The following is a 17,407-nucleotide window of genomic DNA, read 5'->3' on the forward strand; positions in this document are numbered from 1 at the left end:
CTTATTTAATTTTGATTTAATCTCATGTGGAGTCAAATTAAAAAACAAATTTGGCAATGGCGCGGTATCTTAATTACTGCACCCAGCGTCAGTATATTCGTATTGATTCTGCGATGGAGTGGACTATTGCAGATGTTAGAATTAGCTGCATTAGATCAAATGTTTCTATTACGTCCTCCAGAATCTCTAGACTCGCGCATTGTCATTGTTGAAATTAATGAATCGGATGTGCAGAAGCTCGGTAAAAATGGTAATTGGCCGCTACCAGATGGCTTACTTTCCAAGATTTTAGGAAATATCAAACAACAAAAACCCAGTGCAATTGGTCTAGATTTATATCGAGATTTACCAGTGGGTTCTGGTCATGATTCATTAGTGAAAATCTTTGAGAATACACCCAATTTAGTTGGGATACAGAAAGTTGCGGAAAATGATGATAGTTCAGCAGTTGCACCACCACCAGCACTGAAAAAAATCGGACAAGTAGGTGCAAATGATTTTCCTTTAGATGGGGATGGAAAAGTTCGCCGTAGTTTACTGTATTTAGCTGATAAAAATGGAGAAAATATATTTAGTTTTGCTTTTAAATTAGCTTATCTTGATTTGAGCGATCGCCAGATAGATGTCGGACAAACCGATGACTTTTTAGTCAAAACAGGTAATGTCATTTACCCCTTATTTAAAAGTAATGATGGTGGTTATGTGCGAGCTGAAGACCAGGGTTATCAGGTACTAATCAATTATCGTCATGCTCACCCAAGTTTTCAGCAAATATCAATTATAGATGTGTTAGAAAATCGCATACCCCAGGATTTATTCAAGGGACGCATTGTCTTAATTGGCTCTACGGCTGAAAGTCTCAAAGACCTATTTTATACACCTGCCAGCAGCACAATATTAACAGCACCAAAACGCATGGCAGGTGTAGTCATTCATGCTCATGCTATCAGTCAGATTTTAAGTGCGACTTTAGATAATCGGCCGTTAATTAAAACTTGGCATAAACCGCAAGAATGGTTATGGATCTTTCTGTGGTCATTGATTGGTGCAACCTTAATCTGGCAACAAAGATATAGTGGTACTTCTAAAAGAAAATCGCTGTTCCCTATAATTAGCTTATTACTGGCTGGATGTAGTCTCATAGGTATTAGTTATCTAGCTTTCTTATTAGGTTGGTGGATTCCTTTTGTCCCACCATTAATGACATTAATTGGTTCAGGAATTGCTGTAACTGCTTATATTGCGAGGACAGCAGGAGCAATTCGCAAAACATTTGGTCGTTACCTGACTGATGCAGTAGTCGCCAATTTACTAGAAAATCCTGAAGGTTTAAAGCTGGGTGGAGAACGCAAAAAAATCACAATTCTCACTTCTGATTTAAGGGGTTTTACCGCTACATCTGAGAGATTATCGGCGGAAGAAGTGATTAAAGTTATTAATATTTATTTGGGATGTATGGCAGATGTCATTACTCAATATCAAGGTACTATTGATGAGTTTATGGGTGATGGCATTTTAGTTTTATTTGGCGCGCCCATTACTAGAAATGATGATGCAAGTAGAGCAATTGCTTGTGCCGTAGCCATGCAGTTAGCAATGGCAGATGTGAATCAAAAAATTCAGCAAATGGGATTTCCAAAACTAGAAATGGGTATTGGGATTAATACAGCAGAAGTAGTAGTAGGTAATATTGGTTCAGAAAAACGTACTAAATATGGAGTTATTGGTAGCCAAGTAAATTTAACTTATCGTATTGAATCTTATACAGTGGGCGGACAAATTTTCGTTTCCGAATCAACTATTCATGAAGTTGGTGCGATCGCCCAAATTTTGGACATTAAAGAAGTACAAGCCAAAGGGGTGACACAACCCATAAAAATATATGAAATTGGTGGCATCGCTGGAGCATACAATTTATATCTGGTAAAAGAAGCAGAAATATTTTGGCAACTACCAGGCGCAATTCCCCTACAGTATGCAATTTTGGATGGTAAAGACGTAGATAAAACTGTGAGCAGAGGGAACTTAGTTAAGCTGTCAGCCACAGGAGCGCAAATATGCCATGATTCAACCATAAGTCCTATAGTTTTGCCACCATTTACCAATTTAAAATTAAACTTTTTTCTACCCCCTCATACCCCAATCACTGAAGACATCTATGCTAAAGTCTTAGACAAAACAGCAGAACCAAATAGTTTTTATATTCGCTTTACTAACATACCCCCAGAAGTAGCAATGCAATTGCAAAATGCCATAACTCCAAATGAATGATTCCCAGTTATTGCTCACCAGTAATCAGTCCTTGTTATTAGACGATCCGCACACCGTTTGGCAGATGAAATCAGGTGCGATCGCCCTGTTTGCGATTCCCATCCACGAAGGAATTGACGGAGTACGCCGTTATCTATTTACTGTCAATCCAGGGGAAGCATTGTTTGGCATAGCTACTCAGACGCATAAAATTTTAGCGGTAGCAATGGAAGAGACTGTACTGTGGCAATTAACTGATCAGTCTCAAGGTTCGCTGGAGTTAGTGCAGACTTGGGGGAAAAATATCTGTAGTTGTGTAGGCGATCGCTGTGTCATTCCCCCTATATTCTCTCATCCTGAGCAGGTGAGTAATTGGGACAGCATCCAAGTAACCCTCAATCAACTGCACAGTGATTTTTGTCAAATTCTCGTGCAAATAGAACAAGAAGAGTTAGCCACTAAATTAGAGCAATTCCAAGCACGAGAACAACTTAATCATCAAGTCAAAGTTAGTGCTTTAGGAAACTTAGCATCAGTTCTCAAACCCAAACAAGCGGAACTGTTACAAACTGGGACACCCCTATTAATTGCCGCAGGTGCAGTGGGTAGGGCATTAGGGATGAAGATTTTGCCTCCGGCTCGTTCCGAAGATATGAATCGGATTAAAGAACCCCTAGAAGCGATCGCCCGTGCCTCTCGCCTTCGGATGCGGCGAGTATTACTCAACAATCAATGGTGGCTAAAGGATACTAGTCCTCTACTGGCATATACGCACAAAGATAATCGCCCTGTAGCGATTTTACCAGTAGGAACCAGAAAATACGAAATTTTTGACCCAGAAAATCATACTCGTATCCCTGTCAATGATTATACGGCGCAACAACTAGCTCCCTTTGCCTATGTGTTTTATCGTTCCCTACCTGAGCAAAATTTAACTGCGATCGATTTGTTAAAGTTTGCTTTCAAAGGGCAGATCCGAGAACTGATCATCATCCTGCTGACAGGGACAATCGCCGCCTTACTAGGGATGTTAACGCCCTTAGCCACCGCCATTCTCATTGATGCTGTCATTCCCGATGCCGACCGAGACTTGTTATTTCAAATCAGCTTAGGTCTGTTAGCAGCCACTTTTGGTACAGTGGTTTTTCAAACTGCCCAAGGGTTTGCCGGACTGCGACTAGACAGTAAAGGTAGTTTAGATTCCCAAGCTGCCCTCTGGGATAGATTATTGAATTTGCGGGTATCTTTCTTTCGGCAGTATTCCATAGGGGATTTACAATCTCGTGTTTCCGCTATCACTCAAATTCGTCAGAAACTCGGTGACACAGTATTACGCACCATCTTTACTAGTTTCTTCTCCCTGCTGAATTTGGGGTTGTTGTTTGTCTACAGTTCTAGTTTGGCTTTAGTTGTATTAGCAGTAGCACTGGTGACAATCATCTTTACCACTGTCTCCGGTATACTTACCCGCCAGAAATTGCGTATTTTAGAAGAAATAGAAGGAGAAATTTTTGGTTTTACCGTCCAGATGGTTGCAGGTGTGTCTAAACTGCGTGTTAGCAGTGCCGAAGACCGCGCCTTTGCTTACTGGGCAAAAAAGTATAGTCAGCAACTCAAACTCAAACTAAGTACAGAAGTAGTAGAAGACATCTTAGCTATATTTAATACTGTCATGCCAACAATCACTTCCATCATCATCTTTTGGCTGGCAGTGGTATTAATTACACAAGCCCCATTTCAAGGCAGTGCAGGATTATCTACAGGGACATTTTTAGCGTTTAACTCAGCTTTCGCTATCTTCATCTTGGGTGCAACACAACTGAGTAACACCATAGTTAGCATATTAGACATCAGCATTTTTTGGGAACGAGCCAAACCAATCTTTCAAGCACAACCAGAAATTGACCTCAACAAAAGTGATCCTGGAAGGTTAACAGGTAAAGTCAAAATAGATCATGTGACGTTTCGTTATCGAGAAGACGGCCCCCTGAATTTAGATGATGTCACCATTGAGGCCGAAGCGGGAGAGTTTATTGCCTTAGTAGGGCCTTCTGGTAGTGGTAAATCGACAATTATTAGGATGTTGTTGGGGTTTGAAACACCAAAAGACGGGACAATTTACTACGATGGTCAAGATTTATCAGGATTAGATATATCAGCAGTGCGCCGACAGATTGGTGTTGTTCTGCAAAATGGACGAATTAATAGTGCTTCCATTTTTGAGAATATTTCTAGCGGCGCATTGGTGACAATGGATGAAGCTTGGGAAGCTGCACGCATGGCCGGGTTGGCGGATGATATTCAATTAATGCCAATGGAAATGCACACAGTTATTTCCGAAGGTGGTACAAACCTGTCTGGTGGACAAAGACAGCGACTATTAATAGCCCGTGCTTTGGTATTGAAACCCAAAATCCTGATTTTTGATGAAGCCACCAGTGCCTTAGATAATCGTACTCAAGCTATAGTCAGCAACAGCTTAGACAATTTAGGAGTCACGCGCATAGTAATTGCCCATCGCCTCAGCACCATCCGCAATGCCGACAGAATTTATGTAATTGAAGCTGGTCGAGTTGTCCAGCAAGGTCAGTTTGAGGAATTAGTTTCTCAGAAGGGATTATTTGCGAATTTGATGGCGCGACAGATGGCTTAGGGTAAGGGGTGTAAGGGTGTGGGGGTGTAGGGAAAATTTTGCTCCTATGCCCATATTTTATTAGCCAAAGATAGAGGGTGGTTATTGTTTGCGTAAAACCTTTTCTATTTGGTGAATTTAAATATATAGAGATTTTCAACTACACAAAATATGCGCTTATGTAGGGGGCAAGACATTGCAACTCTGCAAAAGAGTGTTGTGTTTATTAATAGCAATAAAATATATGAATACTCTAAATCAAATTTTAAGTGTGACATCAATTTCTATTTTTTTGGGATTATCTGTTATTTCTGGTGTATCCACAAAAGCAAATCCAGAACCGCAACTTGGGTTAACGCCTGTGCTACAAATGCCGCAGCTAAAAACTAATCAACCATTTATTGCTCCGAATAGAGGCACACCTCAAACTACTGCTGGTGGCGGAATTCGCGGTTTTTACTTACAATCCAAATGGTAAAAATCAGGGTATGATTGCAGCTTTAATAATTGATATTTAGGGTATTTACTTGGTTTGAAATATTAATATTTTCTAGTATTAGAGCCTGAAAAATTTACATAAGGCCAAGACTGATTTTTAACTAAAATATCTGCTTGTGAAAACATGAGAGAATCCCCAGGGCGCAGCAGGCAAATTGAGACGGGAGACGCGATCGCTCCATCTTTGCGAGTCCCAGAACGCTGATTGGCTACCTGACAAACATGGTCTGGGGTGGGATCAACTGCCATAATGTGTGGTTGTGATCCGTCTAGACAAGGGCCAAGACCACGCTGCCAAAACCAAGGCGCACCCCCATCTGAGTACGGTACAAGACGTTTAGCATTCCAGATTTCAGCCACATCAATGACATCATCGGCATCGCACATCATTTTTTGCCGGACTTGCCACATCTTCTCAGGTACAAAAGTTAAATAGCGAGCCACTGAGGAAAATAGATACTGAATCGGATAGAGTCCAAAACCACGATAGCCACCAAAGAGAGTATCAAGCGAACCATAACGCTCTTTGGCTGTAGCTGCTAGTTCTTTGACATTTCCTAGATAATCACGCCCAGAATCAGCAGTCAGTGCCACACGGCGATCGCAATACTCAACCAAATAAGTGTTACCCTGATTACGAATCTCTGGGTGCAGGACTTCCCCAACAGTGGCCTGTTCCCCGTAAAATGGCAAGGCGATAACTCTCATCCCACCAATTTGCCTTTCTTCAAACCAACTCAGGGTGTGAACATTATCAAATCCCAACTGACGCAGCCGCAATGCCATATCAATTGCCAATACAGATTCTCGCTGCACTTGGGGAACAAAGATTGGTGTGTTAGCACCAAGTCTGAGCAATGTGCCTAAATCAAAATGATCAGGATGAGAATGGGTGATAAATACGGCATCAGGTTGTCCTAGTTCCTCTAGGCTGAGGGGTTGATAGTTGGGTGGATAAACCTCAGACTTGGGCAACACAAATGGATCAAACAAAATACTAGAGTTGCCATCACTAAATTGTAGAGTTGAGTGACCCACAAAGGTAGCATGACTTGATAGAGACGTTGCTGGCATAGCCTCTGGAACCAGTGCGCCATACTCATTTAACACATCCCATAACTCACGAGCCACGGTTGTAGTCGGAGCATGACTTCCTTGTTGCCATTCCCCTAAATATGAAGCTAGATCAGATAAAAGATGGGGCGAGAGTTTGAGGGTGGCGATACTTTCACCAATATTGTGTTCCAATTGCAATGCGACGGGTTGAACAGCTTGACTATCGGGATAAAGCCAATCTTCTCGCAGTACCCCAGGACTTGCATATAAATCTGCCAGTCCACCAGAAATCATGGTTGCTGCTAGTAATTCCCGTGAATGCGCCACCACATCTGCCAGTCCATATTGCTGACGATGTGCCATAATGCTTTTACAGTAACGCCGGATGGTCGTGTCGCATTGTCCAGTGACAGCACTGCCAAATTTTGTTTCGTCCTGATAAATCAGTTGGAATCTAATTTTGTTACTTAATCTGCGAAGTGTCATAGATGGTATGGGGCATGGGGCATGGGGTAGGGGGCATTGTGCATTGGGCATGGGGCATGGGGCATTGGGCAGGGGGAGCAGAAGCAGCAAAGACTAATTGACTAATTACTCTTAACTCCCCACTCAGCACGGGCTAACGCCCCGCTTCCGCTAACAGCACTCAGCACTCCCCACTTTCAAGCTAGATTTTTAATTTCCCCCGCCCGTGTTCACTTCTGGCAAACGGTATGGCTAGTTCTACCATGTAATGTTGTCCTTGGGAGTCAACTAGCCAGGGTTGATTAACTAACTCTTCGACAATCAGCCAAGGGGTTTGTGCTGGTAAGTTTTTTTTGAAAAAGGACTCTATTGCTAGGGGGCTATCTCGATGTATCAAAAGTGAATATTGACCAGCAATTTGTAGATTCAGCAGCATCGGCCAGCCATATGTAGCTGCTAATTGTTGCCACTTAGCAAAACGCTCTATTGCGGGCATTTGGGCAAGTTCTGTTAAAGTTTGCCCACTCAAAACAGTCCGACGGGGACGCACAATAGCGTTTTTTGGTAGGCGTACACGGGGGGTAAATCGGGGTGCGGTGAGTTCAATCGGCATTGGCTGTGTAGCAGCACGAAACACCGCCATCGGGTGATCTTGAAAGGTAGTCCAAAGTAACTGCTCACAGATGGGGTCAAAATTTGCGATCGCAGCTGAGGAAAACCAAAATACTGCTACTGGATTAGCAAAGCCAGGCAGCTTTAAGAAAGGTAGCTGTGTTTTAGCATCAAAAAAAATTTTGGCATCAGTTAGAGATGGAGTTTCTGCACTTGCGCCCCACAATTCAATCGGCACAATCCCGAAATTAGGACGAGCTAAAACATTGGGGTTATGCTCAAAGGGAGTTTGTAGTTCTGCCACCTGAATTTGATGTTGGGTTGCTAAATCCTCCAGTTTGGTTTGAAACCAAGAATGCAGTAGATGATCACACTTGAGTAATTCGCTAAACCGGGCAAAGATTCGCACGGGTTCATCACCAATGCCATTAACTAAAAATTCTAGGGGTTTAGGGGTGTGGGGGTGTGGGGGTGTGGGGGTGTGACTAAAAGAACCTAACCCCCTAACCCCCTTCCCTTGTAGGGAAGGGGGAATATGTAGAGATGTTGTATGCAATGTCTCTACAGTTGCGCCTGCAAATAAACTGACAAACAAGCAACCAAAAGGGGCTTGAGAAAGAGGAGAGTTGAGCTTATGGTTACTAGGTTCTAGAACTATTTCCTCTGTGTTTTGAGATAAATAGCTTTCCCACTCTACTATGCGGGTGACAACTGCGGGATAACTATTAGCCTTGGTCATCTGGGAAGTTAGGCTGGAATTAAGATCACCAAGAGCTACACCCATTGCAAATTCTTGTTGCATTCGTTCACGGAAGGCTATCCGCAAGGCTGAGGCTGGACTAATGCCCTGAATCCAGCAGTCTTCGTAGTCTTGGAGTGTTTGCAGTAAAATATTTTGCTGCGTCTCATCAAGGGTAATCCGCAGTGGTAACTCCAAATCACAGTGCAGCACTGGATCAGGTAGCTGAATGAGTTCAACGCTAAGACCTTGGGCGAGTTCCTGAATATATGTCTTGGCTTGTTGTAGATACTCTGCTAGTGCATCCACAGACATCACCTCAAGCTGCGCCACTAGAGTATTGCTCAGTTGCTGTATCTGTTGAATAGCTTTGTCCCAAAGATGGCGATCTGGCTCAATCAGCTTATCTGCTACTAAAACTAAGGCTTGCCAAGGATTGGCAAATTGATAGGGTAGGTCGAGTCCGCCTACAAGTACACCTCCATCAATGAAAATACTCAGAATATCTTGTATTTTGGCTGCATAGTGCCAGTGAGGTGAGGCGGCTATTTTTGTGGATAGTTGATCTAATGTTCCCAGTTCTAATTTTGTGAGTTCTCCCAAAATCACATCTACGATTTCTTGGGAATCAATTTCACGCTGTTCGACTAAGCCATCAGGCTTTCTTGCCCAAAAACGCCAAGAGCCGTCCGTTTGCCGCTTTAAGGTAGGATTGATTCGCCAAGTTGCCGCTTGACGGTATTCTGTACGGTGGGCGATCGCTCGCAATATCCTTTGCCAAGGACGCAAATCAGGTGTAAAGGAATACTCCGCTTTTGTTGATATCTGCTGTGCTGTCTTGCCCAACTCGACTAAACCCACACCAGCCCATAAACCATAGGGTGTTGTGCGTCCTGCCGCCCTGGCTAAAAAACGATACAGTGCTGTTTCTAGATGGCGGATTTTTTTGGTGCGTTTCCCTTCTCTGAGTGGTAGCCCACGTTGTACCTCTGTAAAAAGGGATGGATTGGACAACAGCAATGCTTTCATAAACCAAGAATCGCCTGCGGTAATTTGCCACAGTCTTTCACGCTCTTGGGCGTGTACCTGTTGATAAGCATCTGTGTATTCTTTCCAGGTGTGAGCATCCTGACTGCGGCTGGCGGTGAGTGCCAATTGGGCGAGTTCTGGATTTCCGAAACCTTGAATCGTTTCGATAGGCCAAGCCGCAGCCCGTAAGATAGCAGCCGGGGCAAACTCAAATCTTGGCTGATTATTCATTGTCTGTTGAGTCTGGATGCGATCGCGCATAACGAGCTGTAGCCACGCGGCGATGATTGGCCAGCCACGGCTCAATGACGCTAGTGTAATGCTGCTCTAACTTCAGGACGGCAGTAAAATCTCGCATCACGGCTGAGTATGCTTCTAGACTTAATCCTGCTGCCTTTAACCATTGCTCTGTAGCTTGGCTATCTTGCAAATTAAATTGCTCTCGAAAGGAGTCAGACATGGCTTGAATTTCCGCATCAGAAATATTCAGCCCTAAACGTTCTGCTTCTTTCACCGCCAAATAAGCTAAGAGAACTTTTTTGCTGATGACTCCTGTGTTTTCCCCCAAACGCGTCAAAATCTGAATATCATCGGGACTTGCTAGAGAATTCGGTGCTGTCTCTACCTGCTCACTGGGGATGTTTCCTGCCCCAAAATGACGGAGATAGTAAGTCAGGGGATCGGAGGGGAAATCTTCAGGTATACTCGGCCACTGGGGAGCGGCAAAACGACCATTGCGGATACAGATTACTTTTTCATAACTCCGCACCTCCCCAGCTAGCCAAAAAATTAGCCCTGGTTTGGCACCAGTCATCACCTCTGCCAAAGCTTGTCCGGCAATATGAGTAAAGAAGTTGGCTTCTGGATGTTCACCGGACACCACAGCCAAATCTTGGGAGCGAAAATCAATGGCATAGTTTAACAGTTCGCCATCTCCAGCATGAACCACCAATTGCCAAACAACCTGCTCAGAGGGAAATTTAGCCCAAATGGTATCAGTATGTTTGACTATGCTTTGCAGCCATGAGACAAATTTTCCTGTGAGTAATAATGCCTCTAGTTGTGTTTGTAGAGTCCGCCGTGCTTGCGGTGTTGGTAGTCCTGTGAGGGTGCTGATATCGACTGGTTGCCAACGCAATACCGGAGATGGCTTGACTTGGACGAAATCAGCTGCTTGTTCATGTCGCTGGGGATGCTGACGAGCCTGAAGTTCAATCACATCACCAGGACGCACCGTTGTTGCTCGTTCTGGAGAGCCAAGGCGACGTTGCAACAAGCGCACCGTCTCTTCTGCACTTAAGGGGAACGCATAACGATTAAACCAGGCGTGACGACCACTAAAACACAGCCCGGAAGCGTAGGGGAAGATTAAAGCCGGGTTGCAGGCACAAGCCGTTTCTAACCAACTAACTACCCCTTCCCTGTCAAACGTTGCCCCCATACCATGCTGATAGCCCATGCTAGCCCGGACTACTGGCTGATACTTAGTAGAAATCAGATCAATTGCGCCATAGGCTTGGGTGAGGCGATCGCCTATTTCTACCGTTACCTCTGCATCTGCCATATGCCAAAATGTCCCTGTCACATCCCGCACCACTAACCCAAACTCTGGTTCTTCGTGGTCGGAAGGCGTGGGGAGCAGGTGAGTTTGTCCGAGGGCGATCGCTTGCCAAGGTTGACAGACTCTCACATCGGCAAATCCCATCTGTTGTAGCTGTGCCAACAGTTCCGGCTCATCGGCTGTAATTACAGGCAGTTCACGGGGCAATTTTTCTAGTGTTGGACGATGAAAATGATCAAAGTGTCCATGAGTCACCACTATAGCCGTCAGGTCTGGCAGTTTATCTAAGTTAAATACCCGACCGGGATAGTAGGTGAGTGTTCCGCCCACAAGTTCATCAGCAAAGCATGGATCAAGCAAGATGCGTTGATCAATAGTTTCGATATATAAAGCAGCATGGCCACAGATAGTGACACGCATTATAGTTATTTCCGTATCTTATACTGTCAGCAAATCCTATCCGATTTGTCTCATGAGCAGTATAAATCTTTAAGTAATTTAAGAAGAAATTCTAGAATCTATTGATAAGATTGGTGACAAACAATTGCTAAATCTAATTAGAGAGCGTTTGTAAATGAATTTTAAGTTATTAAGTTGTGTTTAACCGCAGCTAAAATTTCTATTGAGTGAGATGAAGTTATAGCAAAAATATTTATTTATGCTATATTTAGCTCTCTTCTCAACTGTCAGTCTGACATGAAGACATAGACATCAAAACTTGTCTACCTTTCTTAAAAATTATTGATAAATAAGTTGATATTTTTGAGTTATTCGTGTGGAAAAGATCATACAAAATGTTGTAGTTTTCGGCGGAGGTAGTGCAGGTTTTCTTTCTGCCTTAGCCCTCAAGGTCAAAATGCCATTTTTAAATGTGGTGGTAGTCCATTCTACTAATATTCCCATTATTGGAGTTGGTGAAGCAACTACCGCCTGGATACCTTGGTTTCTACATCAGTATCTGGGATTAAATCGTGAGCAATTTTACGAGGAAACCCAACCCGTTTGGAAACTGGGAATTAAGTTTATTTGGGGTGATCCTAGCCAGTCTCACTTCAACTATCCTTTTGTAACTCATTTGGCTGATAAACTGGCTGTTTTGCAAAAAAGCACGGCTTATTATTGTGTAGACTCCACAACAGACTCTAGTATTTACTCTCTGTTGATGGAGCAGTGTAAATCGCCTTGCTTCCGTCGCCAAGATGGGGAATTTGTCATTGATGAACGCTTTGGCTACCATATTGAAAATTCTAGTTTTGTGGCGTATCTAGAAAGGCGAGCTTTAGAACTGGGGATTAAGATTATTGATCAGCCTGTTGTAGATATTACAGTTGCTGAAAATGGCGATATTCACCAACTACGCTTGCAAGATGGTAAAAGTGTAACCGGTGATTTGTTTATTGATTGTTCTGGTTTTCGTTCTACGTTGCTAGGGGAAATTCTCCAAGAACCTTTTTGTAGTTTTGCTACTAGCTTATTCTGTGATTCGGCTGTCACAGGGACATGGATGCGAGATGATTCGATCTATCCTTTCACCACAGCCGAAACTATGCAGGCGGGATGGTGTTGGCAAATTGATTTACAGGATCGTGTCAATCGGGGCTATGTCTATTCATCTGCTTTCATCAGTGATGATGCTGCACTGCAAGAGATGAAACAAAAAAATCCCCTGATGAGTGATGATTTTAGTCAGATTAGGTTTAAATCAGGACGACATCAACGATTTTGGGTGCAGAATGTGGTCGCCGTGGGTAATGCGTCAGGTTTTGTTGAACCCTTAGAATCAACAGGATTACACATGATTGGCGAAACCATTAAATGTGTATGTGATGTGTTAATTGATTCAGACCAACGACCCACCCCAGCGTTAATTAATTTGGCAAATCGGGCGATCGCTCAAAAGTGGGATGATATTCGTGACTTTTTATCGATTCATTTTAAGTTCAATCACTATGTAGAATCGGAATTTTGGCAACACTGTCAACAGCATACTGATATTGGTGAAGCCGCCGCGATCGTAGACTTTTTTCAAAACAATGGCCCGTCACCCATAGGTCAAATTCTCCTCCGTCCTAATAGTGTTTTTGGATATAACGGTTATCTAAATCTGCTGATGGGTCAACGGGTGGCAACAGAGTATCAAAACAAACACGACACCTTAGATTTAGATTATTGGCGACAAGTCAAAAACTATTTCATCAAAAATTGTGACAACGCCTTATCAATTCATGAGGCAATTCAGGTTGTGAAGGAAAGGAAATGTCAATGGCTGAGTTCATAAATACCATTCCCTCAGTACCTCGCATTAATCCCAATGCTCATTTACTCCTCAATCCGGCGGGTGAGGTGTGTAGTTGGGTAGGTAATGATGTATTCGCCCTCGAAGGCATTCAGCCCGATACTATCCGCGAGTTACTCACACTAATTGATGGCGTGCGAACCCTAGAATCAATTTATGTTGAACTAGCAAATAAATATCATCGCCACTACCTACAGGAAATTCTTTCCGCTTTAACTCAACTGCATATCTTAGAGGAATCACTAACCACTGAAGTCACAGCCCAAAATCAAGGCTGGAAATTGCCCACTGTTCCCGATGACATCAAGCAAAAGGCGATCGCTATTTTAGGCAATCACCAATTACTAGATACTCTCACTCACAGTTTCACTGACGCAGGCTTTCAAAACTGTCGCGCTTTACATTTTACAGATTTCGCTTCCTGTCAAACGCCAGAATTCGTCACTTTTCAGCAAGAACGGGTAATTTTTAACGGCTATTTCACATTACCCCACAATCATGTAGACGCTGTGACTGTTGCTCAACTCTGTGAAATTTTGGCACAATTCGACTTTATTGTCTGTGCTTTGGAAGGTGTACCATATCAAGCCCTTTTTGATGTCAATCAATCAGCCTTAGCCACTGGGAAACCGTGTTTATTCGTCACTGCTTCCCCAGACACAGCACTCATCGGCCCCACAGTGATTAAAGGTGCAACAGCTTGTTTTGGTTGTCGAGTCGTCACCTTGGAAGCGATTCCCTCAGTCTTAAATGAGATTTTGCCACACCTGTCAACCCCTCTTCTTTCCCCTACACCCCCACACCCCCACACCCCTACACCCCCAGTCACAACAATAGCCCAAGCTTGTATTGAAGAAGCGATCGCAGTTTTGGCTACTTTCACACCAACTCGCGCTAATAGCGTTGTCAAAATTAATCACCAGGGCGATCGCATTGTCAAAAGGCTGTTTCCCAGTGGAGAATGTCAAGAATGTACACCCCAATTAGATGCACCGTTGGGAGTGTTGTCAACAAGTGCGATCGCAGCTGCGGCTGAGGAAATCGGTAGAATTTGGCCTAATCCCCTGCAAGCTAATATCCGTCCAGCCGCCGATAGTTACCAAACAGTAGGAGTTTTAGGTGGTGGTACGGCAGGATATTTAACAGCTTTGGCTTTTCGTGCCTTCCATCCAAATATTAAAGTGACATTGCTGGAATCGAGTGCCATCCCAGTCATTGGTGTGGGGGAAGCCACAACGCCTGAACTGGTGAAGTTTCTCCATAGTCCCCGCTTTTTAGGGTTGGACATCGTTGATTTTTATCGGCGAGTCGCGCCTACCTGGAAATTGGGCATTAAATTTCAATGGGGACTACCCGATGATTATGATTTTACATTTCCCTTTCAACGGGGACGCTTGCTAGAATCAGTCCTCTATGATGCTACGTTGAATAATCAGTCCTTGGGGGCAATGTTGATGAGTAGCGATCGCGCCCCTATTTTTGATCGGGGTGATGGTCAGCCGTTATCATTACTACATCTAGTGCGCTGGGCTTATCACCTAGATAATCGCCGATTCATCAGCTACCTCAAGGAAGAAGCCTTAGCATCTGGGATTGAACATTTAGATGTGCAGATTTGTGATGCTCAACTTGCGCCTGATGGCGAAAACATCACCCATTTAATCACCAACGATGGGCGCAAACTAGCTTACGATTTATATATCGATTGTTCTGGGTTTCGTTCCTTCTTACTAGAGCAGAAACTTGGCTCAAAATTCGTCAGTTATCAGGATACACTCTTCACTGATCAGGCGATCGCTGCCACTGTTCCCCATAACGGCACTATCAAACCATACACCCTAGCGGAAACCATGAATAATGGTTGGTGTTGGAATATACCCTTTGAAGATGCCGACCATCGAGGCTATGTGTTTTCATCTGCCTTCTGTAGTGTGGAACAGGCGGTAGCAGAAATGCGGGCGAAAAATCCGGGGATGAGTGAACCTTGGGTAGTGAAGTTTCGCTCTGGACGACATGAGCATTTTTGGCGTGGTAATGTTGTGGCGATCGGTAATTCCTACGGTTTTGTCGAACCTTTAGAATCAACAGCACTACATATGATTGTGCTGGAATTAGAACTGCTAATGACTAACCTACCAGCTTCAAAACGTGATGAGGCGATTAAATCTACACTCAATCGCAAAATTAACGACCGTTGGGATGCGCTACGCTGGTTTTTGGGAATCCACTACAAATTTAATCACCGCCTCTCTACTCCCTTCTGGGAAGCAGCCAATAAAGACACAGATATTTCTGGTGCAGCAGAACGTCTAGCGTTATTTCAAGAACGCGCACCCCTGTCTTACCGCAATTCCCTATTTTATACACTGCATCCATCAGAGTTTTTCTCGGATGATCACTCCTACGACACTTTGTTAGTTGGGCAGCAAGTACCCACACGCTTTGTAGAACCCGTGGAAGATGCAGCCACCTGGAAACGCCAAATGGCAATTCTCCAAGGACTGGCTAAAACCGCCCTACCCCAACACAAAGCCCTCAAATGCTTGCGAGAAAAAAGACCAGATTTGCTATACGACTTTGCCCAACGTCGAGATAGTTGGTTACACACCTGGCTACCAGCGTGATATCAATTCAAAATTCAAAATACCCTACGGGAAGCAAGCTACAAAATTCAAGATTCTGTTTCCTAATGACTAATGACTAATGACTAATGACTAATGACTAATGACTAATGACTAATGACTAATGACTAATGACTAATGACTAATGACTAATGACTAATGACTAATGACTAATGACTATTGACTAATTTCCTTTGATTAACCAGCTCAACCGCTAACTCTATAGCGGCTTTCATACTAGTAGCATCAGCGATTCCCCTACCCGCAATATCAAATGCTGTTCCGTGATCAGGAGAAGTACGAACAAAAGGTAAACCAATAGAAGTATTTACCGCGCGGTCAAAAGCCATTAACTTCACAGGAATTAAACCTTGGTCGTGATAAAGTGCCAAATAAGCGTCGGCGGGATTTTTGGCTTGAGAAATACCGTACCAAGCTTGACCAGGTTTAACCCACATTGTATCAGGGGGAATTGGCCCTTCTAGCTGAAAACTAGGGCGTTTTTGCTGTTCTGACTCTAGCCAAGGAATCAACCAATCTTGTTCTTCAGTCCCCAATTGTCCTTGTTCGCCACTGTGGGGATTTAAACCTGCGATCGCAATTCTCCCATGAGTAATGCCAAAATCTTGCTCTAAACACTCCACCAACAAATCTAACTTTTTGCTTAGTAACTCTGGTGTAAGCGCATCTGCAACTTGCGACAGGGGAATGTGGGTAGTAGCTAATAAAGTACGGAGTGTCCAAGCAGTGTAAGGCGATCGCGCCACAAATAACATCCCAAACCTTGTCACACCAGCCTTTTCGGCTAATAATTCTGTTTGTCCTGGATAGTGATGACCTGCGGCTTTCCACGCAGATTTAGCAATTGGTGCTGTCACAATTCCATCAAATGCACCAGCTAAAGTTTGTGCGATCGCATATTCCATATAAGCAAAACTAGCGGCACCACTAGCTGCATTTCCCACACCTGTAATAATTTCGTCATGAATATCTGTATTTAATGGTACATCCAGAACATTTAACTCAGAGGGATTCACCAAAGGCGTTAAATTCTCAGTCATCAGTTCTTCATAGATTCGTGCCAGCAAATTCCGATTACCGATGACAGTCAATTCACAGTTTTGATCAATTTCAGGATTTGCCAAAGCCTTTAAAATCACCTCCGGGCCAATACCCGCCGGATCTCCCATAGTAATCGCCAAACGTGGACGCTGTTGTAAACTTACCGCCAAATCTTGATTAATTGGATACATAAGGATTGGGGGTTGGGGATTGGGGACTGGGGGTTGGGGACTGGGGATTGGGGATTGGGGAAAAGGAGCAGGGAGCAGGGGAGAAGAACTAATAACTAATGACTATTGACTATTGACTATTGACCAATATTAGAGATTGACCATCAAACTGGTTTAGAATTATTTACACAGGTCTAATCCTAATCAGTAGCCCCACCAAGCATGAGAATCATCATGTGGTTTGGTCTTCTGCCCTTACAGATCCACTATTTACAAAGGAGAATACACCAATGAGCAGCGAAATGTTAACAGCAGCTATCTTACCTTTCAGCCTGATTTTCGTAGGCTGGGCTTTAGGTGCTTTGTTGTTGAAGATCCAAGGTGCAGGAGAATAATTTTACCTGATAACCGTTAAC

10 protein-coding genes are annotated in these 17,407 nt (G+C 43.6%); 6 read left to right on the plus strand and 4 right to left on the minus strand.

Annotation, left to right across the window (positions count from 1 at the left end):
• Positions 1-24: 24 nt before the first annotated feature.
• The 3 genes from CLI64_RS06610 (at position 25) to CLI64_RS06620 (ending at position 5,360) form a co-directional block, all read left to right on the plus strand.
• Positions 25-2,271, plus strand: coding sequence for a CHASE2 domain-containing protein (locus tag CLI64_RS06610; RefSeq protein WP_103136462.1), 2,247 nt, complete (start codon positions 25-27; stop codon positions 2,269-2,271).
• Positions 2,264-4,903 carry an NHLP bacteriocin export ABC transporter permease/ATPase subunit gene (locus CLI64_RS06615; protein ID WP_103136463.1) on the plus strand — a complete coding sequence of 880 codons (2,640 nt, stop codon included), beginning with the start codon at positions 2,264-2,266 and terminating at the stop codon, positions 4,901-4,903. The genes CLI64_RS06610 and CLI64_RS06615 overlap by 8 nt, the downstream gene beginning before the upstream one ends.
• Positions 4,904-5,126: 223 nt before the next feature.
• The gene (locus CLI64_RS06620) at positions 5,127-5,360 is read left to right on the plus strand and encodes a hypothetical protein (RefSeq protein WP_103136464.1); all 234 of its coding nucleotides are present in this window, start codon (positions 5,127-5,129) and stop codon (positions 5,358-5,360) included.
• A gap of 62 nt (positions 5,361-5,422) precedes the next feature.
• Here CLI64_RS06620 and CLI64_RS06625 read toward each other — a convergent pair whose 3' ends face one another.
• The 3 genes from CLI64_RS06625 to CLI64_RS06635 form a co-directional block, all read right to left on the minus strand.
• Complete coding sequence (locus CLI64_RS06625) at positions 5,423-6,922, minus strand: MBL fold metallo-hydrolase (protein WP_157943207.1); 1,500 nt, start codon at positions 6,920-6,922, stop codon at positions 5,423-5,425.
• 181 nt (positions 6,923-7,103) lie between these two features.
• Positions 7,104-9,587, minus strand: a complete 2,484-nt coding sequence (locus CLI64_RS06630; RefSeq protein ID WP_157943208.1) for a lantibiotic dehydratase — start codon at positions 9,585-9,587, stop codon at positions 7,104-7,106.
• Positions 9,505-11,262, minus strand: coding sequence for an MBL fold metallo-hydrolase (locus CLI64_RS06635; RefSeq protein WP_103136467.1), 1,758 nt, complete (start codon positions 11,260-11,262; stop codon positions 9,505-9,507). The genes CLI64_RS06630 and CLI64_RS06635 overlap by 83 nt, the downstream gene beginning before the upstream one ends.
• Positions 11,263-11,617: 355 nt before the next feature.
• On the opposite strand from CLI64_RS06635, the gene CLI64_RS06640 reads away from it, so the two are divergent.
• Positions 11,618-13,120: a tryptophan halogenase family protein gene (locus CLI64_RS06640; RefSeq protein ID WP_157943209.1), complete on the plus strand. Its 1,503-nt coding sequence runs from the start codon at positions 11,618-11,620 to the stop codon at positions 13,118-13,120.
• Positions 13,105-15,762: a tryptophan 7-halogenase gene (locus CLI64_RS06645; protein WP_157943210.1), complete on the plus strand. Its 2,658-nt coding sequence runs from the start codon at positions 13,105-13,107 to the stop codon at positions 15,760-15,762. The genes CLI64_RS06640 and CLI64_RS06645 overlap by 16 nt, the downstream gene beginning before the upstream one ends.
• Before the next feature lie 167 nt (positions 15,763-15,929).
• Here the strand turns inward: CLI64_RS06645 and pdxA are convergent, their stop codons facing one another.
• A complete protein-coding gene (pdxA, locus tag CLI64_RS06650; protein ID WP_103136470.1) occupies positions 15,930-17,012 on the minus strand; it encodes a 4-hydroxythreonine-4-phosphate dehydrogenase PdxA in 1,083 nt (360 codons plus the stop codon).
• Between the two features lie 269 nt (positions 17,013-17,281).
• On the opposite strand from pdxA, the gene CLI64_RS06655 reads away from it, so the two are divergent.
• Positions 17,282-17,386, plus strand: coding sequence for a PetM family cytochrome b6-f complex subunit 7 (locus tag CLI64_RS06655; protein WP_103136471.1), 105 nt, complete (start codon positions 17,282-17,284; stop codon positions 17,384-17,386).
• The last annotated feature ends 21 nt before the right edge of the window (positions 17,387-17,407 follow it).

Origin of the sequence: Nostoc sp. CENA543 (assembly GCF_002896875.1) — a bacterium.
Classification (GTDB): Bacteria; Cyanobacteriota; Cyanobacteriia; order Cyanobacteriales; family Nostocaceae; genus Trichormus.